At 37.6% G+C, this 26,940-nt stretch carries 27 protein-coding genes; 24 read left to right on the forward strand and 3 right to left on the reverse strand.

All coding sequences use genetic code 11. The features are described from left to right. Positions 1-10 precede the first annotated feature (10 nt). The 23 genes from plsX to ACEN4I_RS02605 all read left to right on the forward strand — a co-directional run bounded on the left by plsX (position 11) and on the right by ACEN4I_RS02605 (position 24,235). Positions 11-1,033, forward strand: a complete 1,023-nt coding sequence (gene plsX, locus ACEN4I_RS02495; RefSeq protein ID WP_407101744.1) for a phosphate acyltransferase PlsX — start codon at positions 11-13, stop codon at positions 1,031-1,033. Between the two features lie 130 nt (positions 1,034-1,163). Continuing rightward, entirely contained in the window at positions 1,164-1,406 is a 243-nt protein-coding gene (acpP, locus tag ACEN4I_RS02500; RefSeq protein ID WP_407095362.1) for an acyl carrier protein, read from the forward strand. 277 nt (positions 1,407-1,683) lie between these two features. Then, positions 1,684-2,718, forward strand: coding sequence for an ABC transporter ATP-binding protein (locus tag ACEN4I_RS02505; protein ID WP_407095361.1), 1,035 nt, complete (start codon positions 1,684-1,686; stop codon positions 2,716-2,718). A 1-nt stretch (position 2,719) separates the two neighbouring features. Continuing rightward, on the forward strand, positions 2,720-3,679 hold the full coding sequence (locus tag ACEN4I_RS02510) for an ATP-binding cassette domain-containing protein (protein WP_407095359.1): 960 nt from the start codon (positions 2,720-2,722) through the stop codon (positions 3,677-3,679). Continuing rightward, positions 3,679-4,641: an oligopeptide ABC transporter permease gene (gene opp4B, locus ACEN4I_RS02515; protein WP_407095357.1), complete on the forward strand. Its 963-nt coding sequence runs from the start codon at positions 3,679-3,681 to the stop codon at positions 4,639-4,641. Before ACEN4I_RS02510 ends, opp4B begins: the two co-directional genes overlap by 1 nt. A gap of 32 nt (positions 4,642-4,673) precedes the next feature. Beyond that, positions 4,674-5,585, forward strand: coding sequence for an ABC transporter permease (locus ACEN4I_RS02520; protein WP_407095356.1), 912 nt, complete (start codon positions 4,674-4,676; stop codon positions 5,583-5,585). Between the two features lie 17 nt (positions 5,586-5,602). After that, positions 5,603-7,435 carry an oligopeptide ABC transporter substrate-binding protein gene (locus ACEN4I_RS02525; protein WP_407127505.1) on the forward strand — a complete coding sequence of 611 codons (1,833 nt, stop codon included), beginning with the start codon at positions 5,603-5,605 and terminating at the stop codon, positions 7,433-7,435. Between the two features lie 474 nt (positions 7,436-7,909). Beyond that, positions 7,910-8,608 (forward strand): ribonuclease III, encoded by a 699-nt coding sequence (rnc, locus tag ACEN4I_RS02530; protein ID WP_407095353.1) that lies wholly within the window; start codon positions 7,910-7,912, stop codon positions 8,606-8,608. A gap of 180 nt (positions 8,609-8,788) precedes the next feature. Next, positions 8,789-12,355: a chromosome segregation protein SMC gene (smc, locus tag ACEN4I_RS02535; protein WP_407101746.1), complete on the forward strand. Its 3,567-nt coding sequence runs from the start codon at positions 8,789-8,791 to the stop codon at positions 12,353-12,355. A gap of 29 nt (positions 12,356-12,384) precedes the next feature. Continuing rightward, entirely contained in the window at positions 12,385-13,209 is an 825-nt protein-coding gene (locus ACEN4I_RS02540; protein ID WP_407095349.1) for a Cof-type HAD-IIB family hydrolase, read from the forward strand. A gap of 38 nt (positions 13,210-13,247) precedes the next feature. Beyond that, on the forward strand, positions 13,248-14,270 hold the full coding sequence (gene ftsY, locus ACEN4I_RS02545) for a signal recognition particle-docking protein FtsY (RefSeq protein WP_407101749.1): 1,023 nt from the start codon (positions 13,248-13,250) through the stop codon (positions 14,268-14,270). Positions 14,271-14,477: 207 nt separating this feature from the next. After that, positions 14,478-16,082 (forward strand): PTS transporter subunit EIIC, encoded by a 1,605-nt coding sequence (locus tag ACEN4I_RS02550; protein ID WP_407095347.1) that lies wholly within the window; start codon positions 14,478-14,480, stop codon positions 16,080-16,082. A 261-nt stretch (positions 16,083-16,343) separates the two neighbouring features. Further along, complete coding sequence (locus ACEN4I_RS02555; protein ID WP_407095346.1) at positions 16,344-16,688, forward strand: putative DNA-binding protein; 345 nt, start codon at positions 16,344-16,346, stop codon at positions 16,686-16,688. Positions 16,689-16,703: 15 nt separating this feature from the next. Beyond that, on the forward strand, positions 16,704-18,128 hold the full coding sequence (gene ffh, locus ACEN4I_RS02560; RefSeq protein WP_407095345.1) for a signal recognition particle protein: 1,425 nt from the start codon (positions 16,704-16,706) through the stop codon (positions 18,126-18,128). A 108-nt stretch (positions 18,129-18,236) separates the two neighbouring features. Beyond that, positions 18,237-18,509 carry a 30S ribosomal protein S16 gene (rpsP, locus tag ACEN4I_RS02565; protein WP_407095343.1) on the forward strand — a complete coding sequence of 91 codons (273 nt, stop codon included), beginning with the start codon at positions 18,237-18,239 and terminating at the stop codon, positions 18,507-18,509. A gap of 13 nt (positions 18,510-18,522) precedes the next feature. Continuing rightward, entirely contained in the window at positions 18,523-18,765 is a 243-nt protein-coding gene (locus ACEN4I_RS02570) for a KH domain-containing protein (RefSeq protein ID WP_407095341.1), read from the forward strand. Positions 18,766-18,908: 143 nt separating this feature from the next. Beyond that, positions 18,909-19,424 carry a ribosome maturation factor RimM gene (gene rimM, locus ACEN4I_RS02575; RefSeq protein ID WP_407095340.1) on the forward strand — a complete coding sequence of 172 codons (516 nt, stop codon included), beginning with the start codon at positions 18,909-18,911 and terminating at the stop codon, positions 19,422-19,424. Continuing rightward, complete coding sequence (trmD, locus tag ACEN4I_RS02580) at positions 19,424-20,152, forward strand: tRNA (guanosine(37)-N1)-methyltransferase TrmD (RefSeq protein ID WP_079650514.1); 729 nt, start codon at positions 19,424-19,426, stop codon at positions 20,150-20,152. The genes rimM and trmD overlap by 1 nt, the downstream gene beginning before the upstream one ends. Before the next feature lie 131 nt (positions 20,153-20,283). Then, positions 20,284-20,631: a 50S ribosomal protein L19 gene (gene rplS / locus ACEN4I_RS02585; protein WP_079650518.1), complete on the forward strand. Its 348-nt coding sequence runs from the start codon at positions 20,284-20,286 to the stop codon at positions 20,629-20,631. A gap of 527 nt (positions 20,632-21,158) precedes the next feature. Beyond that, the gene (locus ACEN4I_RS02590; protein ID WP_407101751.1) at positions 21,159-22,013 is read left to right on the forward strand and encodes a hypothetical protein; all 855 of its coding nucleotides are present in this window, start codon (positions 21,159-21,161) and stop codon (positions 22,011-22,013) included. A gap of 244 nt (positions 22,014-22,257) precedes the next feature. After that, positions 22,258-22,701 (forward strand): hypothetical protein, encoded by a 444-nt coding sequence (locus ACEN4I_RS02595; RefSeq protein ID WP_407101752.1) that lies wholly within the window; start codon positions 22,258-22,260, stop codon positions 22,699-22,701. A 32-nt stretch (positions 22,702-22,733) separates the two neighbouring features. Further along, a complete protein-coding gene (locus ACEN4I_RS02600; protein ID WP_407101754.1) occupies positions 22,734-23,150 on the forward strand; it encodes an OsmC family protein in 417 nt (138 codons plus the stop codon). Positions 23,151-23,332: 182 nt separating this feature from the next. Then, on the forward strand, positions 23,333-24,235 hold the full coding sequence (locus ACEN4I_RS02605) for a YitT family protein (protein ID WP_407101756.1): 903 nt from the start codon (positions 23,333-23,335) through the stop codon (positions 24,233-24,235). Between the two features lie 88 nt (positions 24,236-24,323). Here ACEN4I_RS02605 and ACEN4I_RS02610 read toward each other — a convergent pair whose 3' ends face one another. Both ACEN4I_RS02610 and ACEN4I_RS02615 read right to left on the reverse strand, forming a co-directional pair. Then, a complete protein-coding gene (locus ACEN4I_RS02610) occupies positions 24,324-24,464 on the reverse strand; it encodes a hypothetical protein (protein ID WP_407101758.1) in 141 nt (46 codons plus the stop codon). A gap of 52 nt (positions 24,465-24,516) precedes the next feature. Beyond that, entirely contained in the window at positions 24,517-24,822 is a 306-nt protein-coding gene (locus tag ACEN4I_RS02615) for a hypothetical protein (RefSeq protein ID WP_407101760.1), read from the reverse strand. Positions 24,823-25,117: 295 nt separating this feature from the next. Between ACEN4I_RS02615 and ant(6) the strand changes: the two genes are divergently transcribed. Continuing rightward, entirely contained in the window at positions 25,118-25,972 is an 855-nt protein-coding gene (ant(6), locus tag ACEN4I_RS02620; protein WP_407101762.1) for an aminoglycoside 6-adenylyltransferase, read from the forward strand. Between the two features lie 66 nt (positions 25,973-26,038). On the opposite strand, the gene ACEN4I_RS02625 is transcribed toward ant(6), so the two are convergent. Further along, a complete protein-coding gene (locus tag ACEN4I_RS02625; protein ID WP_079650534.1) occupies positions 26,039-26,851 on the reverse strand; it encodes a Cof-type HAD-IIB family hydrolase in 813 nt (270 codons plus the stop codon). Between the last annotated feature and the right edge of the window lie 89 nt (positions 26,852-26,940).

Genomic DNA, 26,940 nt, shown 5'->3' on the forward strand with positions numbered 1-26,940 from the left:
GAAAAGTAACATGAGAATTGCAGTAGATGCAATGGGCGGCGATAATGCGCCAAGAGCAATCGTGGAAGGGGTAGTGCTGGCTGCTCAAGAATTTAAGGATATCGAGTTTCAGTTGTATGGAAAAGAAAGTGCGATACGTGAATATCTGATTAATGAAACAAACATTACTATTATTCACACGGATGAAAAAATCAATAGTGAAGATGACCCCGTACGTTCAGTACGTAGAAAAAAAGAGGCTTCGATGGTATTGGCTGCCAAAGCTGTTAAAGAAGGCCGGGCAGATGCTTTATTCTCAGCTGGTAATACCGGAGCTCTACTAGCTTCGGGTTTATTAGTAGTAGGGAGAATAAAAGGGATCGATCGTCCAGGATTGATGGTTACATTGCCTGCTCTTGGCGGCGGGATTGATGCGTTCAATATGATGGATGTTGGAGCAAATGCGGACAGCAAGCCGGAAAATTTGAATCAGTTTGCAACACTTGGAAGCTATTATGCTCATTTTGTACGTGGAATCGACAAACCAAGAGTCGGTTTGTTAAACAATGGGACAGAAGAAAATAAAGGGAATGAACTGAGTAAACAGGCCTATGCATTATTAAAAGAAAACAAAGACATTCACTTTATTGGAAATGTTGAAGCACGCGATTTGTTGAACGGTGTAGCTGATGTAGTGGTGGTAGACGGCTTTACGGGGAATGCTGTGTTGAAAACTGTGGAAGGAACAGCACTGAGCATGATGAAATTAATTAAAAAATCCATCATGGAAAATGGAACCAAAGCTAAATTAGGCGGAATGCTGTTAAAAGATAGCTTAGCCAATCTGAAAGATGTCTTGGATTATTCCAAACATGGGGGTGGAGTTCTGTTTGGATTGAAAGCTCCCGTTGTAAAAACACATGGCTCTACAGAAAAGGAAGCTGTATATTATACCATCAAGCAGATTCGTGAAATGTTGTCTTCAAACGTTATGGAAGATTTAGTGACTACTTTTGAAGCAAAAAATGAAGCTGAAAAAAGCATAGAGGAATAAAATCCCTAAAGACAAAAAGAACGTTTTCTAAAAAAAGATAGACATGTTTTAGGAATAAAGTTAAAATAGTAAAGGATAAAGTTAGAATACTATAGTCATAGACTGTAAATGAGGGTTGGAGGTGTATTGATTGTCTAACGAAGAAACCTTTGAAATGGTAAAGAAAATTATTGTAGAACGATTTGGTATTGATGAAGACCGCGTAACGGCAGAAATGACGTTCAAAGATGATTTGGGAGCTGATTCATTGGATATTGTGGAATTAGTGATGGAGATGGAAGATGTTTTCGGAACTGAAATATCAGATGAAGATGCTGAACAAATAACCACAGTTGGAAATGCTGTTACTTATATCGCAAATAACCGTAAATAATTATAAATGAACAGACGATGAACCAGAAAAAAATTTCTGGTTCATTTTGTATAATATCAGCTTTTGGTAAATTAGAAGCTTGAATTATAGGAAGCTTGAATTATAAGAAGCTTGAATTTGCAAATGAAATGCTCATATTTTATATTTTAAAGACATTTTTATGATAAAATGATTAAAAAACTATTGCAATGTAAGTTTTCGCTGTGTATAATTCAATTATGTTATTAAATTAGTTATTATGCAAGTTTAATACTTTTCTCATATTTGATGGGATGTAATGTTTTTAGGAGGTATAATTTTGGCCGTAGAACGTTCTTTATTAGAAATCAATCATTTAGAAACCGCGTTTAGAATTAATGATCAATATTACAATGCCGTTGATGATGTTTCATTAACATTAGAAAATAATGAGATCTTAGCGATCGTTGGAGAATCGGGTAGTGGGAAAAGTACGTTAGCTACCTCCATTGTTGGACTTCACGATCCACTAAATACTCAGATCAAAGGGGAAGCGCTATACAAAGATTTGAATTTATTAAATTTAAATGAACAATTGTATAATCGCATCCGCGGAAATGATATCGGGATGATTTTCCAAGATCCCCTGGGGTCACTAAATCCTTTGATGACCATCCATGATCAAATTGCTGAGGCGTTGATCTATCATACTAAATTAGATAGTGAAGCCCGAACAAATCGTGTTTTAGAATTGCTGAATCAAGTTGGTATCCCAAATCCGCCACGCGTGATGAAACAATACCCTCACGAATTATCGGGTGGAATGAGACAACGGGTAGTGATCGCGATTGCGTTATCATGTAAACCGCCGATCATTATCGCTGATGAGCCAACTACAGCTTTGGATGTGACCATCCAAGCACAAATCTTAGATTTATTAAAAGACTTGCAAGAAGAAACCGGAACTGGAATCATCCTGATCACTCATGACTTAGGTGTTGTGGCTGAAATGGCTGACCGTGTGGCTGTAATGTATGCAGGGGAAATCGTTGAAGAAGCTACTGCACTGGAACTGTTTGAAAATCCAATGCATCCTTATACGCGTTCTTTACTAAATTCAATGCCGCAAAACAGCGATGAATTAGAAGATGAGAACAAAGAATTGCATGTAATTCAAGGAACGGTACCTTCACTTTCTAAAATGAAACGTACAGGATGTCGATTTGCTCCGCGTATTCCGTGGATCGCAGATGAAGAACATGAAGAAAATCCTACCTTGCATGAAGTAGCACCAAATCATTTTGTCAGATGTACTTGCTACAAACATTTCCATTTTGAAGGGGAGGATGAGTAGCATGGGGTTTATTGAAATTAAAGATTTAAAAGTACATTATCCAATACGCGGCGGTTTTTTTAATACGATCCAAGATCACGTACGTGCAGTGGACGGTGTTTCTTTTGAAATAGAAACTGGGAAAACATATGGCCTTGTCGGAGAATCCGGTTCTGGAAAAACGACTATTGGAAAATCCATTATTGGATTAGAAAAGATTACTTCTGGTCAAGTATTTTATGATGGAGAAGATGTCACCAATAAAGCTAGAAAGCGATCTGGAAAGTATGAAGAATACAACCGTGAAGTTCAAATGATCTTCCAAGATTCTGCTTCTTCTTCTAATCCAAAGAAACGTATTATTGATGTGATTGCAGAACCTATCCGCAACTTTACTAAATTGACTCCAGGAGAAGAGAAAAAACGAATCCTTGAGTTGTTAGATATTGTCGGTATGCCGGAAGATGCGCTGTATAAATACCCGCATGAATTTTCAGGTGGTCAACGCCAACGTATCGGTGTTGCGCGAGCAGTTGCTTGTCAGCCTAAATTGATCATTGCAGATGAACCTACGTCAGCGTTGGACTTGTCTGTTCAAGCTCAAGTATTGAACTTTATGCGCAACATCCAAGATCAATATCAATTAAGTTACTTATTTATTTCACATGACTTGGGTGTTGTAAAACACATGTCTGATGACATTGCTATTATGCACAGAGGAAGATTTGTTGAAGTAGGAAGTAAAAATGAAATCTTCAACAATCCTCAACACATTTACACGAAACGTTTACTATCTGCGATTCCGGATATCAATCCCAGAGGTCGTGAAGAGCATAAAGCCATTCGAAAAGCAGTGGAGAAAGAATACACTGAATCTGAAAGTCACTATTATGACGAAAACAATCGTGTATATGATTTGAAATCTCTGACAGACACTCATCTTGTCGCGTTGAAACCAGACGATAAAGGAGGAGATTTCTAATGTGGAAAACAATATTAAGACGTGTTCTCGTCATGATTCCTCAAGTTTTTGTTCTGAGCATTATAGTTTTTGCTTTAGCTCAAGCGATGCCGGGGGACCCATTTACTGGATTAATTACTCCGCAAACAGATCCTGCTGTTATTGAAAACTTACGTGAACAAGCTGGATTGAATGATCCTATTCCAGTTCAATATGTTCGTTGGTTGGGAAATGCTGTTCAAGGGGACTTTGGACAAAGCTATACGTATAAGATTCCTGTTTCCTCTATCATAGGACAGCGTGCAGGGAATACCGTTCTGTTATCTTTATTATCCTTTATTTTGACGTACTTGATCGCTATTCCACTAGGAATGCTGGCTGGTCGGTACAACAACTCTTGGTTGGATAAGATAGTGGTAGTCTATAATTATGTGAGTTACGCTATTCCAACTTTTGTTCTGGCATTGCTAATGTTGTGGCTGTTTGGCTATACGCTGAATTGGTTCCCAACTAGTGGATCGGTTGATGTTACTCTAGCTGCTGGTTCAATGGACTATTATTTAAATAAAGGCTTCCACTTGATATTGCCAGCTATCACCTATGCTTTACTTGGGACAACAACGATCATTCAATACTTAAGAAGTGAAGTAGTAGATGCTAAAACACAAGACTACGTTAAAACTGCCCGCTCAAAAGGGGTTCCTGAAAAAGTGGTTTATAGTCGTCACATCTTTAGAAACTCTGCATTGCCGATTGCATCGACAATGGGGTATCAAATCACCGGTTTAATCGGCGGATCAATATTTATTGAAAAAATCTTTGCTTTTCCAGGAATGGGGCAATTGTTTATTAGTTCCTTAACTTCTCGTGATTACAGTGTCATTGTGGCGTTGACTCTGCTGTTTGGGGTAGCTACTTTAGTAGGTACGCTCTTGTCGGACATTATCATGACAATTGTAGATCCTCGTATTCGCATTGACTAACAGCGGGAAATCAGATGAAAGGAATGAAATAAATGGCTGCTAATACAAATACAGAAGCACAAACTCAAGATATGAAAACCAGTGTCCCGCCTATGGGAGTTAAAGTTATTGTTAGAGAATTTGCTAAAGACAAAGGTGCTTTGATTGCTTTAGTTCTTTTGGTACTTTTGATTGTCGGCGTTATGATAGGATCTTATGTTATTGATCAAGATAAGATCATGTGGGTCAGTTTATTAGACCAGTATGCTCCACCAGGAGATAAGTTTCTGCTTGGAGCAGATTCCGGTGGACGGGATATATTCGGTCAATTATTAATTGGTGGTAGAAACTCTATTTTAATAGGGATCGCGGTTACTTTTATCACAACAGTGATTGGGATTACAGTTGGTTTAATCGCTGGTTATTACGGAGGATTAGTAGACAATATTTTAATGCGTATCATTGACTTTATTATGGTATTGCCTACAACAATGTTGATCATTGTATTTATTACCATCATACCAAACTATAATGTTTGGACATTTATTTTTATTATGAGTGCGTTCTACTGGACTGGACAAGCACGACTCGTTCGGAGTAAAGCTTTATCTGAAGGCAGACGTGATTATGTTAGTGCCTCTAAAACAATGGGGACCAGTTCTTTAAAAATTATGTTCCGAGAAATTATGCCTAACTTAAGTTCAATCATTATTGTTGATTTGACCTTGAATTTTGCGGCAAACATCGGAATTGAAACTGGCCTTTCTTATCTTGGTTTCGGGCTACCGTCCAGTACACCAAGTTTAGGAACTTTGGTCAGTTACGCTACTTCTCCAGATATTTTGGAGAATAAAACATGGGTTTGGTTGCCAGCATCGTTATTGATTTTAGTATTGATGTTGTGTATAAACTATGTCGGCCAAGCATTGAAACGTGCGGCAGACTCTAAACAACGATTAGGATAAGAAAAGGGGAGAGTTACATGAGCAAAAGAAAATTAGGTTTATTAACAGGTTCGGCTGCACTTGCGTTAATTTTAGCTGCATGTGGTGGTGGAACGGATGACACGACAGAATCATCCGCAGATGGCGGGGACGCTTCTGAAGGCACTGAAGAAGCAGGAGTTGTTGAGTTTGAATCTGCTGTAACAAACGAAGGCGAAGTTATGGACGGCGGAACTTTAAACGTAGCTTTAGTTACTAGTTCTCCTTTCCAAGGACTCTTCAGTTTGGAACTTTACGAAGATGCATACGATGCTGATTTAATGCAATTCGCTGTGGAAGAAATTTTTTCTACAGATGAAAATTTCCAAATTACAAATGATGGAGCTGTTAGTTTAGATTTTAATCAAGAAGCAAAAACAGCGACACTAACAGTTAATGAAGGTGTAACATGGTCAGATGGGGAACCTGTTACTGCTGAAGACTTACTGTATTCATATGAAGTAATCGGAAGTCCTGATTATACAGGAATTCGTTACGACTCTTCTTTTACAAATATTGTAGGGATGGAAGAATACAATAGTGGTGCTGCAGATACCATCTCTGGAATTACTGTAAATGATGATAAAAGTATTACAATTGAATACCTAGAAGTTCACCCAGGAATGCTTCAATCTGGTGGTGGAATTTGGGCTGGCGCAATGCCTAAGCACCAATTAGAAAATATTGCTATTGCTGATCTGGAAGGTTCAGAAGAAATCCGCAACAATCCAATTGGCTTTGGACCATTTGCTGTTTCGAACATCGTTCCGGGAGAGTCAGTTGAATTTGTAGCTAACGAACATTACTACAAAGGCGCACCTATTTTAGACAACGTTATTGTTGAAGTTGTTCCTCCAGAAAGTATCGTTGCTGCTCTTGAAAATGGCGAATACGATCTAGCTTTATCTATGCCGACTGATGAATACCCAACATATGCAGATCTTCCTGGATACACGTTATTAGGTAGAGAAGAATTAGCATACACTTACATTGGGTTCAAATTAGGAACTTGGGATTCTGAAGCCAGCGAAGTTGTGCCAAATCCTGATGCTAAAATGGCAAGTAAAGAATTGCGCCAAGCTATGGGATACGCTATCGATAACAATGCTGTAGCGACTCAATTCTATAACGGATTGCGTTCAAATGCGAATACGGCTATCATCCCTGCATTTGGAGATTTCCATAATGCGGACGTTGAAGGTTACACATATGATCCAGATATGGCAAATAAATTGTTAGATGATGCTGGATTTGAAGATACAGATGGAGATAACTTCCGTGAGGATCAAAATGGTGAACAATTGGTCATCAACTTTGCTTCTATGGCTGGTGGAGATACAGCAGAACCAATTGCTGAATATTACATGCAATCATGGGCACAAATTGGCTTGAACGTACAATTAACAGATGGGCGTTTGCTTGAGTTCAACAGTTTCTATGACCGTCTTGAAGCAGATGATGAAGGAATCGATATCTATCAAGGAACTTGGGGAACAGGTACTGATCCTAACCCAGAAGGCTTGTATGGAAGAAATTCAGCATTCAACTACACTCGTTGGAGTAGTGATGAAAATGATGCCCTTCTTGACAAAATTTCTGGAAGAGCGGATGATGCAGACGGTAATGCTTGGGATAGCGAATGGATCACGACTCAATACCACGATTGGCAAGAGTACTTCTCTGAAGAAGCACCAATCATCCCGACATTGTTCCGTAATGAAATCTTACCAGTAAACAACCGCGTAGCTAACTACGACTGGGGTTATGATGCAGATCCAGAATTTGGATGGCATGCAGTTGGAGTTACTCAAGAAGAAGCAGTAACTGAATAATTCCAGTTTTTCTAAAAAGAAGTAAGAGTGTCATGCTCTTGCTTCTTTTTTGTATAGGCTAAAATCGAATTTCATCACGTCATACGCATGAAAAAAATGAAATAGAAAATAAGATTACGAATCCTCACATCTCTAGTCTGCTAAAAGAAAAATGCGGAGGTGGGCGACATGAACGAGATTTTTCATCTGTTGAGTGAAGAGGAAGACTTGCTTTTTTGAATTTCTCAAAATACTGAGACACGCTTTTTAAGCTGTGACTCATTTGAGACCAGTGATATTTCTGGAGGAAATTTCACCTCATAGAGCCGCCCCTACTTATTAAGAGCGCGTTTTAAAAAGAAGACCTTAATTTTTAGGAGAAAATTACTTTTCATGCGTATGACGTGGGATTTCATGAATAAACGTTTATTTTTGTTGCAAAAACCAGTATAATAAGGCAGTAAGAGTATTATGATGGAAAAAGGGGAATCACAAATGAATAAAGAGTTCTTAGCAAAATTGAAGTCAACGTTTCAAATAGAATTTAACAACACTGACTTTTTAAGTGAAGCATTTACCCATTCATCATATGTGAATGAGCACCGGGAATTGGATTTGAAGGACAATGAACGTATTGAATTTTTGGGAGACGCAGTACTAGAGTTAACCGTAACGAAGTACTTGTTTAGAGAATACCCAAATCTTCCAGAAGGCAAATTGACTCGTTTGAGAGCTGCTATCGTTTGTGAAGCCAGCCTTAGCCAGTTTGCTAAAGAATGTGGATTCGACCAATACATTCTTTTAGGTAAAGGCGAAGAGCGCATGAATGGAAGAAAAAGACCTTCTTTATTATGTGATTTGTTCGAGTCATTTATAGGAGCTTTGTATCTAGACCAAGATCTAGTAGGCGTGATAAGTTTCTTAGATAAAACAATCTTTCCGCGGATCAAGTCCGGTGCTTTTTCACATGTGATGGATCATAAAACCAATTTGCAAGAGTTTTTACAACGCAATGGAGAAGTTGCCATAGACTATTTATTGGTAGAAGAAGTCGGACCTGCACACGAAAAAGAATTTTTGGTGGAAGTCCATGCAGAAGGCAATATTCTTGGGCAAGGAAAAGGAAAATCCAAGAAAGCTGCAGAGCAAGTAGCTGCTGCTAACGCCTTAGAGAATTTAAAGAGCGTAGAATAAAATGGGGATCTTTCTATACATTACACAAACAACGAAAGTTAGGTGTTTTTGCTAACGTTCGTTGTTTGTGTAATGATAGAAGGACATCAAATTTTTAAGTGTATGATAAAAATAAACATATGTATATGGATAAAAACTGTATTTTATCCAGTGTGAGGATATAGGAAGGAGCCAGTCTTCGTGCAATTGAAGAAAATAGATATTAGTGGTTTTAAGTCTTTTGCTGCTAAAACGACTATCGAATTTAACGAAGGCGTAACGGCTGTTGTTGGACCAAACGGAAGTGGAAAGAGCAATATTATTGAAGCCATTCGTTGGGTTATGGGAGAACAGTCCGCAAAAAGTTTACGTGGTGGGAAAATGAATGACATCATTTTCGCCGGGTCAGATTCACGTAAACCAGTTAATAGAGCAGAAGTAACACTGGTATTGGATAATCAAGATCAATTTTTGCCGCTTGATTTTTCGGAAGTCAGTATTACCAGATGCTTGAATCGATCAGGAGATAGTGAATTTTATATTAATAAACAAGCCTGCCGCTTAAAAGATATCGTCGATTTATTTATGGATTCGGGGTTAGGAAGAGAATCATTCTCTATTATTTCTCAAGGGAAAGTCGAATCCATTTTTAATAGCAAGCCAGAAGATCGACGCGCAATCTTTGAAGAAGCAGCTGGCGTGTTGAAATACAAAACGAAAAAGAAAAAAGCGGAACAGAAATTGATCGAAACAAAAGATAATTTAAATCGTGTGCAAGATATTGTCTATGAATTGGAAACGCAAATTGAGCCGTTGAAAATTCAAAGTACCATTGCAAAAGATTATCTTCAACAAAAAGAACAACTAAGAGATGTAGAAATTGGGCTTGCAGCGGTTGAGATCAATCAGTTCAAATTAGAATGGCAAGAACAACAGCAAAAAATGGAACAGCTCGACAGCCAATTAGTGGAGATGAAAAAAAATACTCAAGGAATGGAAACTGATTTAACCGTTTTTCGTGAACAGAAGCAGCAACTGTCTCAACAAGTAGACTTGTATCAGGAAAAATTAGTTCATTCTATTCAGTCTATTGAGCAGTTGGAAGGAAAGAAAAATGTTTTAAGTGAACGTACGAAACACACGCAAGAAAACAAAGAAAAAGCCCTTCAATCCAAAGAACAATTGGCTCTTCAATTGCAAGAAACATTAGGTCAATTAGATGGAGTTACAGCCAGTATCAAGTTGAAAGAAAACGAACAGAAGCAGTTGTTAAAAGAGTTGAAAGAAGTTAAAAAAGAACGCGAATTATTATCTGGTAATCAAAAGCAAATGGAAGATAATTTGCGTGATGAGTACATTGATATGATGCAACAAGAGACATCTTTAAAAAATGAACAAACGTATTTGTTGAAAAATTCTTCTCAGTACGAACTGCGGAATGTGAGGTCTCAGTCGTCTAAGCATCATCTGCAAAATGACGTTCAACAATTGACAGAGCAATCGCGTATTAAAAAAGAACAGTTAACACTTGTGCAACAAGAGATTGCAGAGAAACTACTGCAATTCCAAGAAAAACAAGCTCAGCTGCAAGCCTTAAAAAAAGATCGAGAAGTTAAAGAAAATCAGTTATACGATGCTATGCGTGTGTTGCAGCAAGCTAAAGCAAAACGAGACAGTTTAAAAGAATTAAGCGATGACTATACTGGCTTCTATCAAGGGGTTAGGGAAGTGTTGAAGCAAAAAGATCGGATAGGCGGAATAGTTGGAGCGGTTACAGAATTGATTGAAGTACCTAAACAACTGGAATTAGCTATTGATATAGCTCTAGGAGCCGCTGGACAACATATCGTAGTCCAAGACGAGACAAGCGGGAGACGCGCTATCCAATTTTTAAAACAAAAACATTCAGGAAGAGCTACTTTCTTACCTTTGACATCGATCAAACCAAGATTTTTACCCGAATCCATTCAAACACAAGCTAAATCTATTGCAGGATACATTGGCATCGGAAGCGAGATCATCCAATACCCAGAACAAGTGAAAACGATTTTGCAAAACTTACTGGGAACGACATTGATAGCTGAAAATTTAGAAGCTGCTAATCAATTAGCTAAACATTTCCATTACAAGTATCGAGTCGTTTCTCTGGAAGGAGATGTGATGAATGCTGGAGGTTCAATGACGGGTGGTTCGAACAAAAAAGGCAATAAAGGCAGTTTACTATCTAGAAAAAATGATTTGCAGTCTTTAAAAGGACAAATCCAACAGATGGATGAATTGATGCAGCAAAAAGAAATCGATATACGCGGTATTAAACAATCTGAAAGAAAAGAAGAGCAGTTATTAAACGAATACCGTGAAATCGGTGAGCAAAAAAGATTGGAAGAACAAGAATTGAAGAGCAAGTCCAATCACCTAGAAGAGGAAATTCACCGATTAACGAGAGAATTGAAAGCTCAAGAATATGAAGCATCGGCTGCTAAACAAGAAGCCGACGAAACAGCTGAACGATTGAACGCTATCCAAACAGAATTGACAGCTGTGCAAGAAAAAATGACCGTTTTAACGAAGCAAATGGATATGGTCTCTTCTCAAAACGAAGAAAAAGAAGTGAAAAAAACACAATTAACTGAAAATTATCAGCAATTGATCGCTCGATCAGCTACTCTTCAGGAGCATTTAAACGGGTTGGCGAAAGAGCAAGAGCGTTTAAGTCAATATACCAGTCAACTTGAACAACAACTGACTATCTTGGAAAATCAGCTGAAAGAAACGAATCAATTTGACGGCAATCATCAACTGACCAAACAAGAGATCGAAGAAACGTTGAAACAGCTGAAAACTGATAAATTAGAGGTCGAAGAGCTGTTGAAACAGCACAAACAAGAGAAACAACTAGTGGAAGAAAAAATGGAGGCATTGGATCAGCAAATGTCCATTAAACACAATCAACGTCAATCTGTGTTAGAAAAAAGAGCGACTATCGAAATCGCAATGAACCGCTTAGATGTAGCTATTGAGAGCCGACTGACTCTTTTGAGTGAAGGATATGGATTAACGTTTGAAGCTGCTAAAGACTTTACAATCACCGTATCTTTGGAAGATGCCAAACGGACAGTCAAACTGTTGAAGCAAGGTATCGAAGAATTGGGTACAGTGAATCTAGCAGCTGTAGATGAGTATGAACGTGTTAATGAACGGTATACCTTCTTATCAGAGCAAAAAGCCGACTTGGAGGATGCCAAAAACAGTTTGTTTGAGACGATGGATGAGATGGATGCGGAAGTGACTAAACGTTTCTCAGAAATGTTTGAAGCGATACGCGGTCAATTCTCCGCTGTTTTCCAACAATTGTTTGGTGGTGGTACAGCTGAATTAAAATTGACGGATCCATCTAACTTATTGACTACTGGAATCGAGATTATCGCTCAGCCTCCTGGTAAAAAGCTGCAGCAATTGAGTTTGCTTTCGGGTGGAGAACGTTCATTGACAGCTATTGCCCTTCTTTTTTCTATCTTACTTGTTCGTCCTGTTCCATTTTGTATTTTAGATGAAGTAGAAGCGGCTTTAGATGAAGCAAATGTGGTTCGTTTCGGACGTTATTTGCGTAAATTTGAAAAGGACACGCAGTTTATTGTGATCACTCATCGAAAGGGTACGATGCAAGAAGCAAACGGCCTTTACGGAGTTACGATGCAAGAATCAGGAGTTTCAAAAATTGTTTCTGTCCGTTTGGAAGAAATCGGAACTATGCCTTCAGGTAAGTAATATTGGAAAATAGAGGAGCGTATCCTAACATGATGAAATTAATCGCCGTTGATTTAGACGGGACACTTTTAAAGAGTGATGGAAGTATATCGTTAGAAAATAAAGAAGCTTTAAATCGTGCAAAAGATCTAGGCATTAAAGTCGTGATTTGTACAGGACGTCCGTTACTGAGTGTAGCGACCATCCTGGATGAAATGAATTTAAGAGAGCCTGGAGATTATGTGATTACTTATAATGGCGGTTTAGTCCAAAAGGCAGACACAGGGGAAATTTTATCTGAGAAGTCACTGACCAAGGCAGACGCTGTAGAATTATACAACTTGAGCAAGTCGCTTAATTTGCCGTGTAATCTGTTAGATTTGGACAATATTTATGAGCTTCCCTATCCGAAAGACAGAGAGTCATGGTACAGCAGCACTAAACCAGCGTTGCCGTTTGTGACGACTACTTTGGAAGAACTTCCAGATGACAGTCGATTCAATAAAATTATTTTCTGTTACGAAGAAAAGGTATTGAACGAAGAAATCAAAGGTATCCCACCCGAATTCTATGAAAAATTCACGATCATGAAATCTCGTCCTATTTTGATTGAAATGATGAATAATGAAGTCGATAAAGGAAAAGGAATCGAAATTTTATGTCATTTACTAGGGTTCCAAGCAAATGAAGTAATGGCCTTTGGAGATGAAGCTAACGATCATGCTATGATTGAGTTTGCTGGGATGGGTGTTGCGATGGGCAACGCTACTACAGCTTTAAAAGAGGTTGCCGATTACATTACAGATACAAATGATAACCATGGGATCGCCCAAGCTATTAAGAAATTTATTTTGACGAATACAGATCATGCTTAACTGAACAAGTGAGGACATGAAGAAAAGGGGATGAAGATATGGGATTATTTGATCGTATTAAACAAGCGTTTACTGGTGAAAAACCAGAAGAAAAACAGGACCAAGCACCAGTTGAACAAAATGAAACCACGGAAAAATACGAAAAAGGATTAGAAAAAACAAGGAAATCTTTTTCCAGTCGAATGAACGAGTTATTTGCGAATTTCCGCACTGTTGATGAGGATTTTTTCGAAGAATTGGAAGAAGTCTTAATCGAATCGGATGTTGGGTTTGAAGTAACGATGGAAATCACAGAAGCATTGAGACAAGAAGTGAAATTGAGAAATCCTAAAGGAAAAAAAGAAGTCCAACAAGTGATTATTGAAAAAATGGTAGATATTTACGAAGAAAGCGAAACAGGAGACCGTTCTATTGCATTGAACGAGGATGGGCTTACTGTGGTATTATTTGTCGGAGTAAATGGCGTAGGAAAGACAACAACTATCGCTAAAATGGCTCATCAGTACATTACTGAAGGTAAAAAAGTGATCCTTGCTGCTGGTGATACGTTTAGAGCAGGAGCAATCGAACAGTTGGAAGTATGGGGAGAAAGAGTTGGAGCGCCTGTAGTTTCCGGTAAAGCGGGTGGAGATCCAGCTTCTGTTGTCTTCGATGCTGTCAAACGTGCTAAAGCAGAAAATGCAGATATTCTTTTTGTGGATACAGCGGGACGTTTACAGAATAAAGTTAACTTGATGAAAGAATTAGAAAAAATGAAACGAGTGATCTCTAAAGAAATTCCAGACGGTCCTCACGAAGTTTTGTTGGTCTTAGACGCTACAACTGGGCAAAATGCCTTGATCCAAGCGCGTCAATTTAAAGAAACAACCGACGTTACAGGATTGGTGCTGACTAAGTTGGATGGAACAGCCAAAGGTGGTATCGTATTGGCTATTCGTAAGGAACTAGGTATTCCGGTTAAATATGTAGGTCTTGGAGAAAGTATGAACGATTTACAAGAATTCGAACCGAATGATTTCGTCTATGGTTTATTTAGTGAAATGATCAAAGACAGTCTTTAAGAAGAAAATTACCTAGAAGATGCAGACGTTTCCAATGTTGAAACGTCTGCTTTTTTTAGTTTTTTTTATTTTTATTCATCCTTAATGAATATTGATTGGGTATTTTTAATGTGTTATCATCTACTTTGGTTACAAGGACTGTTCCATCGAATGATGGAACAAAGCTCCTTATAACCAAAGGAGTTTAGATTTAAGGAGGAATTTTTTGTGAAAGACAAGGTTTTTGAAACTCTGCAAAAAATGGGTAAGACATTTATGCTTCCAATTGCATTATTACCTATTGCTGGGTTACTTCTTGGTATCGGAGCATCATTTACCGGGGACGCATTTATTAATTTATACAAATTAGATTGGTTATTAGGGGAAGGTACAGTCCTTAACAAAATTTTGACCATTCTAAACGACTGTGGACAAATTATTTTTGATAATCTGCCCTTATTGTTTGCAGTCGCAGTTGCTTTAGGATTCGCTAAAGCGGCGAAAGAAGTTGCTGCTATTTCAGGAGTTGTAGCGTATTTTATGATGTATGCTGCATTAACCAGTACAGTAGAGAATTTTAGAGATATGGATGCATTATCATCCATTCCTGGACTGATGAGTAGTTTCCTAGGGTTTGAAAACACTATGAATACAGGAGTGTTTGGTGGGATCATTATTGGTTCGGTAGTAGCCTTTCTACACAACCGCTATTATAAAATCGAACTGCCAGATGCGTTATCATTCTTCGCGGGTACTCGTTTTGTCCCAATTGTTTCAGCTTTAGGCGGAATTGTTACCGGTGTTTTGTTGGCCTTCTTATGGCCGTTTGCGGCGCAATTTATTGCTTGGTTAGGATCATTGGTTGCTGACTTGGGATATGTCGGAACTTTCTTATATGGATTCATTTATCGTGCATTGATTCCGCTTGGTTTACATCATGTATTTTACTTACCTTTCTGGCAAACAGCATTGGGTGGAACTGCCGTAATTGCAGGACAAACTGTTGAGGGGGCGCAAAATATCTTATTCGCTCAATTAGCAAATGGACTTCCTGTAGGTGCAGAAGCTGGGAAATTCTTCTCAGGTATGTTCCCTTTCATGATTTTCGGATTCCCGGCTGCAGCTTTAGCGATGTATCACACTGCTAAGCCAGAACGTAAAAAAGATGTCAAAGGATTGATGACGTCATCTTCTTTAACCTCTGTTTTTACAGGAATTACTGAGCCGCTAGAATTTTCATTCTTGTTTGCTTCTCCATTCTTGTACTTTGGAGTACACTGTGTACTTGCGGCATCTTCATTTGCGTTGATGCACTTTTTAAATGTCGGAGTAGGGTTGACTTTCTCTGGTGGATTAATTGACTTCGTATTGTATGGCGTTTTACCAGGTCAATCTGTGACGAACTGGATCCCTGTGGTGCTTGTTGGGATAGTTTATGCATTAGTTTATTACTTTGTATTCCGTTTCTTTATCTTGAAGTTCGATTTGAAAACGCCTGGACGCGAAGATGAAGTAATAGAATCTAAAATGTATACCAAAGCCGATTATCAAGCTAAAAAAGCTGGTGAAAAGCAAGGGACCTCTCCTGAACCAGAAGATTCATTATCTAAAGATATCATTGAAGGTTTAGGTGGAAAAGAAAACTTAGTAGATGTAGACAACTGTGCGACACGCTTGAGAGTAACGATCAAAGACGGAGAATTGGTCAATCAAAATCTGTTGAAGTCAACAGGAGCTGCGGGAGTAGTCGTTAAAGGAAATAATGCTCAAGTCATCTATGGTCCAAAAGTATCGAATATCAAATCAAATATCGATGAATATTTAAATAAATAGAGTCATGTAAAAATCATCTTGCCTCTGAAAGCAGAACTCTTATGGAATTGCTTTTTTCAGGACATTTGCAAGCTCCAACTAAATAACTAATCAAAACAGGGAGTGGAACTTTAGTTCTGCTCCCTGTTTTCATGACAAAAAATGCCTAGCTTCATGACAAAAAAAGCCTAGCTTCTATTGACTAAACTAGTAAAAATAGGTACTCTTAAGTAGTGTGTAAAAGGAAAATACTTTACAGTGAGTGCTAGGAGAGAACAGATAATGGAATTAGAAAAAACAAATCAAATGAATGCGTTATTTGATTTTTATGGTGCTTTACTGACTGAAAAACAAAAAGAATACATGCAGTTGTATTATGGTGATGATTATTCATTAGGTGAAATAGCCGATGAATTTAATGTCAGCCGCCAAGCAATTTACGACAATATCAGGCGTACAGAGAAAATCCTTATCGAATACGAAAACAAACTCAGCTTATTTAAAAAATTTAGTGAAACTACTGCCATTATCAATCAGCTCGAAGAATATGCAGCTGCTCACTATCCAAAAGATGAAGAGTTGAGAGCAGAGATCGAAAAACTTAGAAAAACAAATGATGAAGAGTAGGAAAGGTGAAGAAATATGGCATTTGAAGGATTAACAGAAAGACTCCAAAATGCAATGACAAAATTACGTCGTAAAGGAAAAGTTTCTGAAGCAGACGTTAAAGAAATGATGCGTGAAGTACGATTAGCTTTATTGGAAGCCGATGTAAACTTTAAAGTTGTCAAAGAGTTTGTCAATAAAGTAAGTGAACGTGCTGTTGGAACAGAAGTATTAGACAGTTTATCTCCAGGACAACAAATCATCAAAATCGTAAATGATGAATTGACTGAATTGATGGGTGGAGAAACAGCTACAATCAATTTTTCTGTAAAACCTCCGACTGTTGTCATGATGGTCGGGTTGCAAGGAGCCGGAAAAACTACTACTGCTGGTAAGATAGCGAATTATGTACGCAAAAAGGAAAACAAAAGACCTTTATTAGTTGCTGCGGATATTTATCGTCCGGCTGCTATCCAACAATTGCAAACTATCGGTGATCAGTTAGATATGCCGGTATTTTCAATGGGAGATCAAGTCAGTCCGGTAGAGATCGCTCAAAAAGGGATTGAAGAAGCTGTACGAACAGGTCGCGATGTTGTTTTAATCGATACGGCTGGACGCTTGCACATTGATGACAATTTAATGACAGAGCTGGCTGATATCAAACAAACAGCAAATCCTTCTGAGATCTTTTTAGTCGTTGATGCTATGACCGGTCAAGATGCTGTCAATGTAGCGAAATCATTTAACGAACAACTAGATATCACAGGTGTCGTGTTAACCAAATTAGATGGGGATACTCGTGGTGGGGCGGCTTTATCTATCCGTTCTGTCACAGGAAAACCGATCAAATTTGTTGGTCAAGGAGAAAAGCTTGATGCCTTAGACCCCTTCCATCCAGATCGTATGGCGAATCGAATCCTGGGCATGGGAGACATGTTGACCCTGATCGAAAAAGCGCAACAAGATATTGATGAGAAAAAAGCCGAAGAAATGGCTGAAAAACTGCGTGAAAATACGTTTGACTTCAATGACTTCATTGAACAGATGGATCAAGTAAGCAACATGGGGCCATTAGAAGACATCATTAAAATGATTCCCGGTATGAACAACATGCCAGGTTTGGATCAACTGCAGGTCGATCCTAAAGATACGGCTCGGATGAAAGCTATTGTCCTTTCGATGACAACCAAGGAAAGAGAAAATCCGGATATCATTTCTCAAAGCCGGAGAAAACGGATCGCTAAAGGTTCAGGGCGTCCATTAGTAGAAGTAAATCGGTTGATCAAACAATTCAACGAGTCGAAAAAAATGATGAATAAAATGTCCAAAGGCAATTTTGAAGGCATGGATGGTCTATTCGGAAAAGGTGCTAAAGGTAAGCTAGGTAAAATGGCTATGAACCAAATGGCCAGAAAAAACAAGAAGAAAAAGAAAAAAATCATCCGTAAAAAGAAATAATCGCAAAAAAAGGCAAAAAAAAATGAAGTGTAAAGAAAAAACACTTTACAAGCTTCGAAATAACTGATAAACTATCTTTTGTGAGATTGTTAATGGAGGTGTTAAAGTATGGCAGTAAAAATTCGTTTAAAACGCATGGGTTCTAAAAGAAATCCTTTTTATCGTATCGTAGTCGCAGATTCACGTTCTCCACGTGACGGACGCTTTATCGAAGAAATTGGACACTACAACCCAGTTGTTGAACCAGCTCAAGTAAAAATCGATGAGGAATCTGTATTAAAATGGTTAAGCAATGGTGCTCAACCATCAGATACTGTTCGTAATATCCTTTCTCGTGAAGGTATTATGAAAAAATTCCACGATTCTAAATACAGTAAATAAAAGGGATGATTAAATGAATGACATTAGTGAATTGATTCTTGCAATCGTTCATCCCCTAGTCAGCCATCCGGAAGATGTTCAACTGGAAACTGACGAGTCAGATGAATTTATTGAATACCACTTAAGCGTTCATGAAGAAGATGTTGGACGCGTGATCGGTAAAAAAGGACGCGTAGCGAAAGCTATTCGTACGATTGTATACAGCGCAAAGATCGATGGATCCAAGCGTGTGAGATTAACCATTGTCGACAATTAATTATCCATTTATAAGACAAAGCCGTTTCTTTTTAGAAATGGTTTTTTCTTTTATTTAGGAAAGAAAAGTCTGCTGTAGACATATTCATAATTCCTAGTACAATAAGACTGAGGAAAGATAATTTGGCATAAATGAGGGATGATATGGAAAAACTGTTTAATGTTGGAAAAATCGTCAATACGCATGGGATTAAAGGTGAAGTTCGAGTCATTTCCGTAACCGACTTCCCTGAAGAAAGATACCAAAAAGGTTCAGTATTGATTTTAGAAAGAGAAAAAGCAGCACCTATCGAGTTGGTAGTCGCTAGTCATCGAAAACACAAAAATTTTGATTTGTTGACGTTTGAAAATCACCCAACGATCGAGTCTGTAGAAGTATACCGTGACGGCATCTTAAAAGTTACAGAAGAGCGATTGACAGAATTGCCAGAAAACGAGTTTTATCTGCATGAAATCGTTGGGCTGATGGTAGAAGACGAGACTGGAAATGAAATTGGTAAAATCAAGGAAGTGCTGCAACCTGGAGCAAATGATGTATGGGTCATCCAAAGACATAAGAAAAAAGACTTGCTGATCCCCTATATCGCTGAATGTGTGCTGAATGTTGATTTAGAAGCCGGTAAGGTTACGATACACTTAATGGAAGGGTTAGACGACTAATGAGAATAGATGTACTCACATTGTTTCCTCGGATGTTTGAGGGGCCTATGTCGGAATCGATTATTGGAAAAGCCGTTGAAAAAAACTTGCTGTCTATTAATGTGAAGAATTTCCGTGATTTTTCAGCTAATAAACACCAGAATGTAGATGATTATCCTTACGGCGGCGGAGCTGGGATGCTGTTAACAGTTCAGCCGATTCTGTCTGCGTTTGATCACATCCAAGAACAAACTCCAGAAACTAAAAAAAGAGTGATTTTATTGGATCCGGCTGGAAAACCATTTGATCAAAAAAAAGCAGAAGAGTTAGCAGAAGAAGAACACTTGATCTTCATTTGTGGGCATTATGAGGGGTACGATGAACGTATTCGCTCTATTGTGACTGATGAGATATCGATTGGAGATTATGTCTTAACAGGCGGTGAATTGGGCGCTATGGTAGTTATTGATGCTACTGCCCGTTTATTGCCGGATGCTTTAGGAAATCAAGAGTCGGCAGTCACTGATTCTTTTTCAACAGGTTTATTGGAACATCCTCATTATACAAGACCAGCATCTTATAAAGGAATGGATGTGCCGGAAGTTTTATTGAGCGGCAATCATAAACGCATTGAAGAATGGCGAGAAAAAGAATCTTTGAAACGGACGTATGAGAGAAGACCTGATTTACTGGAAGAGATCGAATTGACAGAGCAACAGCAAAAATGGTTGAAAGAAATCAAAGAATAAAGAAAAAATACTTTACAGTCATTATAGAATATGATAAAGTTATTTGGTGAGTGGGAAAACCACTTAATTAACGATATTCCGCTGTATCCAAATGGAGATATATGAATGTTTGTTGGAAGGAGATAAAAATCATGAGTCAATTAATTGAAGCCATTACTAGCGAACAATTACGCAATGATGTTCCTACTTTCCGTCCTGGAGATACAGTTCGTGTACACGCGCGTATCGTTGAGGGTGAAAGAGAACGTATCCAATTATTTGAAGGTGTTGTAATCAAACGTCGTGGAGCAGGAATCAGCGAAACTTATACAGTTCGTAAAATTTCTTACGGTGTTGGTGTTGAACGTACATTCCCTGTACACTCACCACGTGTTGCAAAACTTGAAGTAATTCGTCAAGGTAAAGTACGTCGTGCTAAATTGTACTACATCCGTGCATTACATGGTAAAGCTGCTCGTATCAAAGAAGCTCGCCGTTAATACCAAAACAAAAAGTCTGGACAATCCATTGATTGTTTAGGCTTTTTATTTTGTCTATTTTATACCATGGGCAGAGAAATTCCTTCCGGAATCGGGGTTGCTTGGTGAGAGCCATGGGAACGCCTGGAGCCAAGGTCTCCATGCTTGCAAGCTTCAAACAAAGCATAAGCGCTGAAGCGCAAACGCTTTGTAATTCACATTGCATCCTTTACATGGCTACCAGCAACCCAATTTCTCCAGGAATTTCTAGAAGTTGGTGTTTAATCATTTTAGATTTTCTTCTATCAATGTTGCATCATAAAAGAATCATCTTTGTTTACCGTTAAATAAAATTGTTTTCAAGTTTATATTTCATCGGTTTTAAAATTAACTGAGTTCATAGTTATCATCTTTAATTTTCTAATTCTAGTATTTAATTTATCTCAATGCGCAAAAATATAAGTTTTCTTTATTTAGCAAAATTGTTAGTGCAGAAAATCAGATTCTATGATTTACTTGTAAGTAGTTAAAAAATTGGGGTGATTTTTATGGGAGAAAAATGGGATGCTACAAAAGGTTTTTTTACTGAACATATAATTTCAGTTGCAACTGATTATGGTAAAGAAGTTGCGAAGGAGGGAGCAAAGGAATTAATTGTTGATCAAACTGCAGAGCTTGCAACTACTGTCGGGATTGATATGATTAGTTCAATGATTCCTGCTATTGGTGGGGCAATTTCATCTTTTAGAACCCAAAGAAGTATCAATAATTTGAAAATTACAATTGATGAGATTTCTAAAAGAGCAGAAGAATTAGAAGAGAATTTTCAAAAACAAACCAAAGAGAATAAAAAAATTTTAGATGATATTTTCGACTTCGTTTTAGAAAAGTCAATTCAAACAGCACAACAAAAGAAAATTAAATTTATGGTTCAAGGTTTTTTGAAAATAACAGAAGTTGAAAATGTTTCATTTGACGTAGCTTATTTGTACTATGACACTTTAGAAAGACTTACGTTATTAGATTTAGATTGTTTGAAATTATCTTATACAGTAAGAGTTCCATTTGATGGCACTCTCAATATTTCCTATGAAGATATACTGGAAAAATACGATATAAGTCATGATCAATATATTTCGATTAGGGAAAATCTTTCTCGTATAGGTCTGTTAGAAAATCAATATGATGAGAGTTTGGGTAAAGATTTAAAAAAATTGACTGATACAGTTAACGAGATTCGAGACTCAGTAATTTCCACTCAAACTGCTTTACAAAACCCAAAAAAGAAGTTCACCACTTTGAGAAAGAATAAGTTATCCATCAAAGCCAAAGATCAATTGAAAATTTCTAAATTTGGAAGACAATTTATCCAGTTTTTTATAGAAACCAATGAAAAAATATAGGTTTTAATAATGCAGAATCTAAATTTGCATTGTGTAATTACCTTCTAAAAAAACAAACAAAATAAAGTCTAGTATTAGATTAGTATCAAAGAAGCTCGCCGTTAATTCGCAAAACAAAAAGTTTGGACAATTCATTGATGGTTTAGGCTTTTTATTTTGTCTATATATTCTGTTAGGTTTACGTTATAATAGACGTGAAACATATGAAACATATACTGACTACTTTAGCTAGGGGGAAACAAAAGTGACAAAAACAATTGAAAATTTTGAAGCATTGATCAAGGAAAAAAAGATTCCTTTGAAAAAAAGTGAGCTTAAAAACGGACAAATCTTATTTAATGGAAGTTTTCGTCTAACGAAGACAAAAGTTTTGCCATTCGGGATCGTGTTTGACAGCAAAGATGCCCAATCTGTTGATTTTCAAATTACATATCATAAATTAGCTTACGTACAAGATTTTTCTAAGAAGGCAGCTATCTTAGAGTTGCTAAATGAGTTAAACCAAGTGAAAGCAGGGTATTATAGCGTGATTCTTGCTGGAGACGGGGAAGTTTATTTAAAACTACTCAGTCGAACTACAAACGATGTTTTAGCTGCATATGAAATGATGGTTTTCGGTTCTACGATCGCTAAAGTACTGATTAAAGAGATTGAAAAAATATTGGAACCCGAAAACGCTGCAGAGTAAAGATAGACTGTTCAATAGAAAGCAGGGATTAAATGGCTCATCCAAATAGTTTATTTCACACAGAAGTTGTAAATGATAAAGGTTTACACGGGGAAGCTTTTGTAAAAAATGGAGGACTGAAAGTTACTATTTCTGATCCGCTAGATTCAACACCTGGGACTAATCCTGAAGAACTATTGGGATTGTCTTTAAGCACTTGTTTAAATGCGACCATTCAAGCTTTATTAAAAGGCAGAGGCTTAAAGAATAAAAGTCGAGTGGAAGTTCAAGTAGACATGGTACCTGAAGAAAAAGGCGGGTATTTTTTTGAGGTAGTCGTACTGGCTACGATAGAAGATATGCCATTTGAAAAAGCGGACCGTATTGTACAATCTGCTGAAAAACGCTGTCCAGTAGCTAAACTAATCAATGGTAGTAAAACGGTATCTGTAAAAACCATCGCATCCTAATGGGTGATTAAGTCTGATAAGTGTAAAAGGAACGGGATAAAAATCCTGTTCCTTTTTTTACTTAACGGAATCTTATCGTGAAGCGGATTCAATGAGACTTTTCTTATTGTATAAAGATTCTTCTTTCTTTCTGAAACCTTTGTTGCTATCCTTATTTAGAATTATATTGTGGAGGTGTAGTGGTGAAAAAATTTAAGTCGCCAGTTGTCTGGTGGGAATATTTGAAGATAACGATTGTATTGATCTTTTCAGCTATAACAGGAGCGGTGTCGTTTAACTTTTTCTTTATTCCAGCAAATGTTTATGCATCTGGATTAAATGGTTTTGCGCAATTATTTACAGGTGTTTCAGCTGAATATTTCAATATTCAAATGGAAACCGGGCTAATTATATTATTATTGAATATCCCCATTGCTATTTTAGGATGGTTTAAAATTGGAAAAACTTTTACCATGTTAAGTTTTATGTCTTCTTTTCTAGTGTCAATCTTAATGGTTTTTCTTCCAGTCGTGCAGTTAACTCCTGATCCCATTATGAATGCATTATTTGGTGGTGTCATTGGAGGAGCTGGAGTAGGGTTTGCGTTAAAATACGGCTTCTCAACTGGCGGGATGGATATCATCGCCATGGTACTGGCCCAAACAACGGGCAAAACAATCGGTAATTTAATGATGGTGATGAACGCGATTATCGCCATCACTGCCGGAGCATTATTTGGGTGGGAGTATTCATTCTATACGATCTTATCTATTTTTGCTTTTACAAAAGTCGTGGATGCCATTCACACAAGTCATCAAAAAGTGACGGCCATGATTGTGACTACAGATCCGGATACATTAGTCGATGCAATCCACAAACAATTGGTAAGAGGGATTACCGTGCTGCCTGCTACAGGTGGATACAGCAAAACAAATCGTGCAGTATTAATGGTGGTTATTTCTCGCTATGAAATATATAGTCTAGAACAAGCTGTTAAAGAATCCGATGCAGCTGCATTTGTCAATTTTATGCAAACAAACAGTGTTTTAGGAGAATTCTTGAACAGTGACCAGCAAAAACAACGTAGAGCCAGCGAAGTACGTTGAGTTTTATCATTCCAAAAAGAACCTCTATTCACTCCAAGTTACTGTGGAGTGAATAGAGGTTCTTTTTATGGAGCAATAAAAGGCTGTTTCAGTGTTCCAACAGTTGTTCAAACTCATGGTATTGTTTTAACGTTTCTGCTAGCAGCTCCGACGAATCATTCGATAAACGGGTTTGCCATTTTTGTGCTTGCTGAAGATACTGAACAGCCGAGTCCTCATTTCCTAGCATAAGAAAGCTGTCCACTAATAAAACAAAAGCTTGGAACATTAAGTCAGGGGATTCAGCTTTTAAGATCAGACAGCTTTAATCCTCGTTCCATCATTTTTTTAGCTTCGATCGGACTTTCATGAGAATAGAGAAGAGTATAACTTTTCCAGTATAATTTTTCGAAGCGGTTATCTTTACTGCGTTTTTGTTTGGTTAGGTTGCAGAACGATAAAGATGTTTCCATTACTGCATAGGCTGAGGAGCGTTCGTTACCCTTGTAGATGTTCTTAAAAACTAAGTCTTCAAAGAAAACTTCTGTTTCTTTTAGGGAAATTACAGGTAGCAATGGAATACTGGCTTCTAATTGTATCTGTTCCATAACTATCTCCTTTTCGTTATAGTAGATGCAACAGTGCTCATTTTAGTATAATTGAAATGTATTATTGAAACTTCTAGAACCATGAAACAGAGTACAACTCACAAAGTGATATGTAACTTATGGAATGGTATATTCTGGAGTCATGCGGAAATTCTCTTAAGAATAAACTGTTAATAGACTGGATGAAGAAATTTACAGAAAACGAATGTTGTTCTTTTTTTTTGAATTCACGCTTGGAAAACAATCAAAACTACTTATATCTATCAATAAACTTATTTTCAAATGGAGGGGAATTATGCGGAGTGAAGAAGAAGTTTTTGCATTGCTAATAGGATTTGCCAAGTCGGATGAGCGAATACGCTTAGTGAGTTTAGAAGGTTCTAGAGCCAATCCAGCAATAGCGGATGACGAGTTCAAAGATTATGATATCGCTTTTTTCGTAACAGATATGGAATCGTTCCTCTCAAAGGATGATTGGCTAGATTTTTTAGGTAAAAGACTCATTCTTCAAAAGCCAGAAGATATGGAGCTTTATCCACCACAACTGGGAAATAAATTTTCTTATTTAATGCTTTTTGAAGACGGGATAAAAATAGACCTCACGCTAGTTCCAATAAGTGAACTTCAATCATGCTTAAAAATGAATGATGGCTTATTGAAGATTTTGTTGGACAAGGACAACACAGTTAAAGAGGAAATCGTTGCTACCGATCAACACTACTGGATGACTAAACCGACTGCTCAGAAATTCACTGATTGCTGCAACGAATTTTGGTGGATAAGTACTTATGTCGCAAAAGGATTAGCACGACAAGAATTCCTTTTTGCTCAAGACCATCTCAATCAAATTGTTCGACCAACGTTATTGTTGATGATGTCTTGGAAAATTGGTGCTGAAAAAGGAAGTAGTTTTAGCTTGGGCAAAAATTACAAATTTATTCAACATTACCTTGCTGCCGAAGAATGGGAACTACTTCTCCAGACTTTCCAAGGGTCGGGTTATAGTGAAACGTGGGAAGCATTGTTTCTTTGTCAGAAGTTATTTCGAACTATCTCAAAAAAAGTAACTTTAGCATATGGGTATGATTATCCAAACTATGATGAAAGAGTTACTCCTTATATCCAAGGTCTCCATACTAAATGTTCCTGAATAGAAATGAAAACAAAGAAGCTGAATTCGATACTTGATCGGATTCAGCTTCTTTGTGAAATGATATTAGTTTAATTTGAAATAGCTCTCTAGATAATTGGCCAATCCATTTTCGTGATTTGTAAAATCTGTCACGTCATTAGCAATTGCTTTCAGTTCATCAATCCCGTTCCTCATGGCAACGCCGTGTCCGGCATATTGGATCATTTCATAATCATTGGCTTCATCGCCAAATGCTAGAATATCTTGTTGTTGGATACCGTAAACCTGCGCAATTCTTTCCACACCCAGTGCTTTTTGGACGCCGGCAGCGACTACTTCCAAGCAAGGTGTTTGTCCACCCCAAGTGCGCACTTCTACTGCATCGCCGTAGCGGTTGACGATTTTGTCGATGATCACTTGTTGATTTTCATGTCCAGTGAATACACTGATAGCAGTCGGTTCTTCTTTTAATGTATCTTCAGATAATTTGAAAGACATATTTTTACCGGTTGCAAAAAAGTCTGCGTAAGGAATAAAATCGTCATCGACGTAGACTGTGTCGCGTAATTCTGCAGCAATCAATTGGATATCCATTTCTTTTCGTAAGGAAAGCATGTCGATCGCAATTTCTCTGTTCAATGTTTTATGGTATTGAGATTCCCAAGCTAATTCGTTCGGTTTGTGGCATAATGCACCATTGAAGTTCACGATAGGAGTGTCTAAATCTAACTCCGCATAATATTGACGACTGCTGCGATATGGTCGACCAGTAGCAATCGAAACGATATGACCAGCTTTTTTTAAGGTGGTCAAGACTGCATTCGTTTTTTCTGAAATAAGGGATTGATTGTTTAAAGTAGTTCCGTCTAAATCAAGTGCGATTAACTTTTTATTCATCTGTATCCTCCAAGGTTTTTATGCTAAACTAATTAAAGTATTTAAGTACACGATAACACAAAATGAAAAATAAAAAAATATGTAAAACG

This window comes from Desemzia sp. FAM 23990, assembly GCF_045528485.1.
Taxonomy (GTDB): Bacteria; Bacillota; Bacilli; order Lactobacillales; family Carnobacteriaceae; genus Desemzia.

Excerpts from the sequence above, each read along its gene's own strand:
- plsX (WP_407101744.1), top strand. The coding sequence starts at position 11 with ATGAGAATTGCAGTAGATGCAATGGGCGGCGATAATGCGCCAAGAGCA.
- ACEN4I_RS02505 (WP_407095361.1), top strand. The coding sequence starts at position 1,684 with ATGTTTTTAGGAGGTATAATTTTGGCCGTAGAACGTTCTTTATTAGAA.
- ACEN4I_RS02510 (WP_407095359.1), top strand. The coding sequence starts at position 2,720 with ATGGGGTTTATTGAAATTAAAGATTTAAAAGTACATTATCCAATACGC.
- opp4B (WP_407095357.1), top strand. The coding sequence starts at position 3,679 with ATGTGGAAAACAATATTAAGACGTGTTCTCGTCATGATTCCTCAAGTT.
- ACEN4I_RS02520 (WP_407095356.1), top strand. The coding sequence starts at position 4,674 with ATGGCTGCTAATACAAATACAGAAGCACAAACTCAAGATATGAAAACC.
- ACEN4I_RS02525 (WP_407127505.1), top strand. The coding sequence starts at position 5,603 with ATGAGCAAAAGAAAATTAGGTTTATTAACAGGTTCGGCTGCACTTGCG.
- rnc (WP_407095353.1), top strand. The coding sequence starts at position 7,910 with ATGAATAAAGAGTTCTTAGCAAAATTGAAGTCAACGTTTCAAATAGAA.
- ACEN4I_RS02540 (WP_407095349.1), top strand. The coding sequence starts at position 12,385 with ATGATGAAATTAATCGCCGTTGATTTAGACGGGACACTTTTAAAGAGT.
- ftsY (WP_407101749.1), top strand. The coding sequence starts at position 13,248 with ATGGGATTATTTGATCGTATTAAACAAGCGTTTACTGGTGAAAAACCA.
- ACEN4I_RS02555 (WP_407095346.1), top strand. The coding sequence starts at position 16,344 with ATGGAATTAGAAAAAACAAATCAAATGAATGCGTTATTTGATTTTTAT.
- ffh (WP_407095345.1), top strand. The coding sequence starts at position 16,704 with ATGGCATTTGAAGGATTAACAGAAAGACTCCAAAATGCAATGACAAAA.
- rpsP (WP_407095343.1), top strand. The coding sequence starts at position 18,237 with ATGGCAGTAAAAATTCGTTTAAAACGCATGGGTTCTAAAAGAAATCCT.
- ACEN4I_RS02570 (WP_407095341.1), top strand. The coding sequence starts at position 18,523 with ATGAATGACATTAGTGAATTGATTCTTGCAATCGTTCATCCCCTAGTC.
- rimM (WP_407095340.1), top strand. The coding sequence starts at position 18,909 with ATGGAAAAACTGTTTAATGTTGGAAAAATCGTCAATACGCATGGGATT.
- trmD (WP_079650514.1), top strand. The coding sequence starts at position 19,424 with ATGAGAATAGATGTACTCACATTGTTTCCTCGGATGTTTGAGGGGCCT.
- rplS (WP_079650518.1), top strand. The coding sequence starts at position 20,284 with ATGAGTCAATTAATTGAAGCCATTACTAGCGAACAATTACGCAATGAT.
- ACEN4I_RS02590 (WP_407101751.1), top strand. The coding sequence starts at position 21,159 with ATGGGAGAAAAATGGGATGCTACAAAAGGTTTTTTTACTGAACATATA.
- ACEN4I_RS02600 (WP_407101754.1), top strand. The coding sequence starts at position 22,734 with ATGGCTCATCCAAATAGTTTATTTCACACAGAAGTTGTAAATGATAAA.
- ACEN4I_RS02610 (WP_407101758.1), bottom strand. The coding sequence starts at position 24,464 with ATGCTAGGAAATGAGGACTCGGCTGTTCAGTATCTTCAGCAAGCACAA.
- ACEN4I_RS02615 (WP_407101760.1), bottom strand. The coding sequence starts at position 24,822 with ATGGAACAGATACAATTAGAAGCCAGTATTCCATTGCTACCTGTAATT.
- ACEN4I_RS02625 (WP_079650534.1), bottom strand. The coding sequence starts at position 26,851 with ATGAATAAAAAGTTAATCGCACTTGATTTAGACGGAACTACTTTAAAC.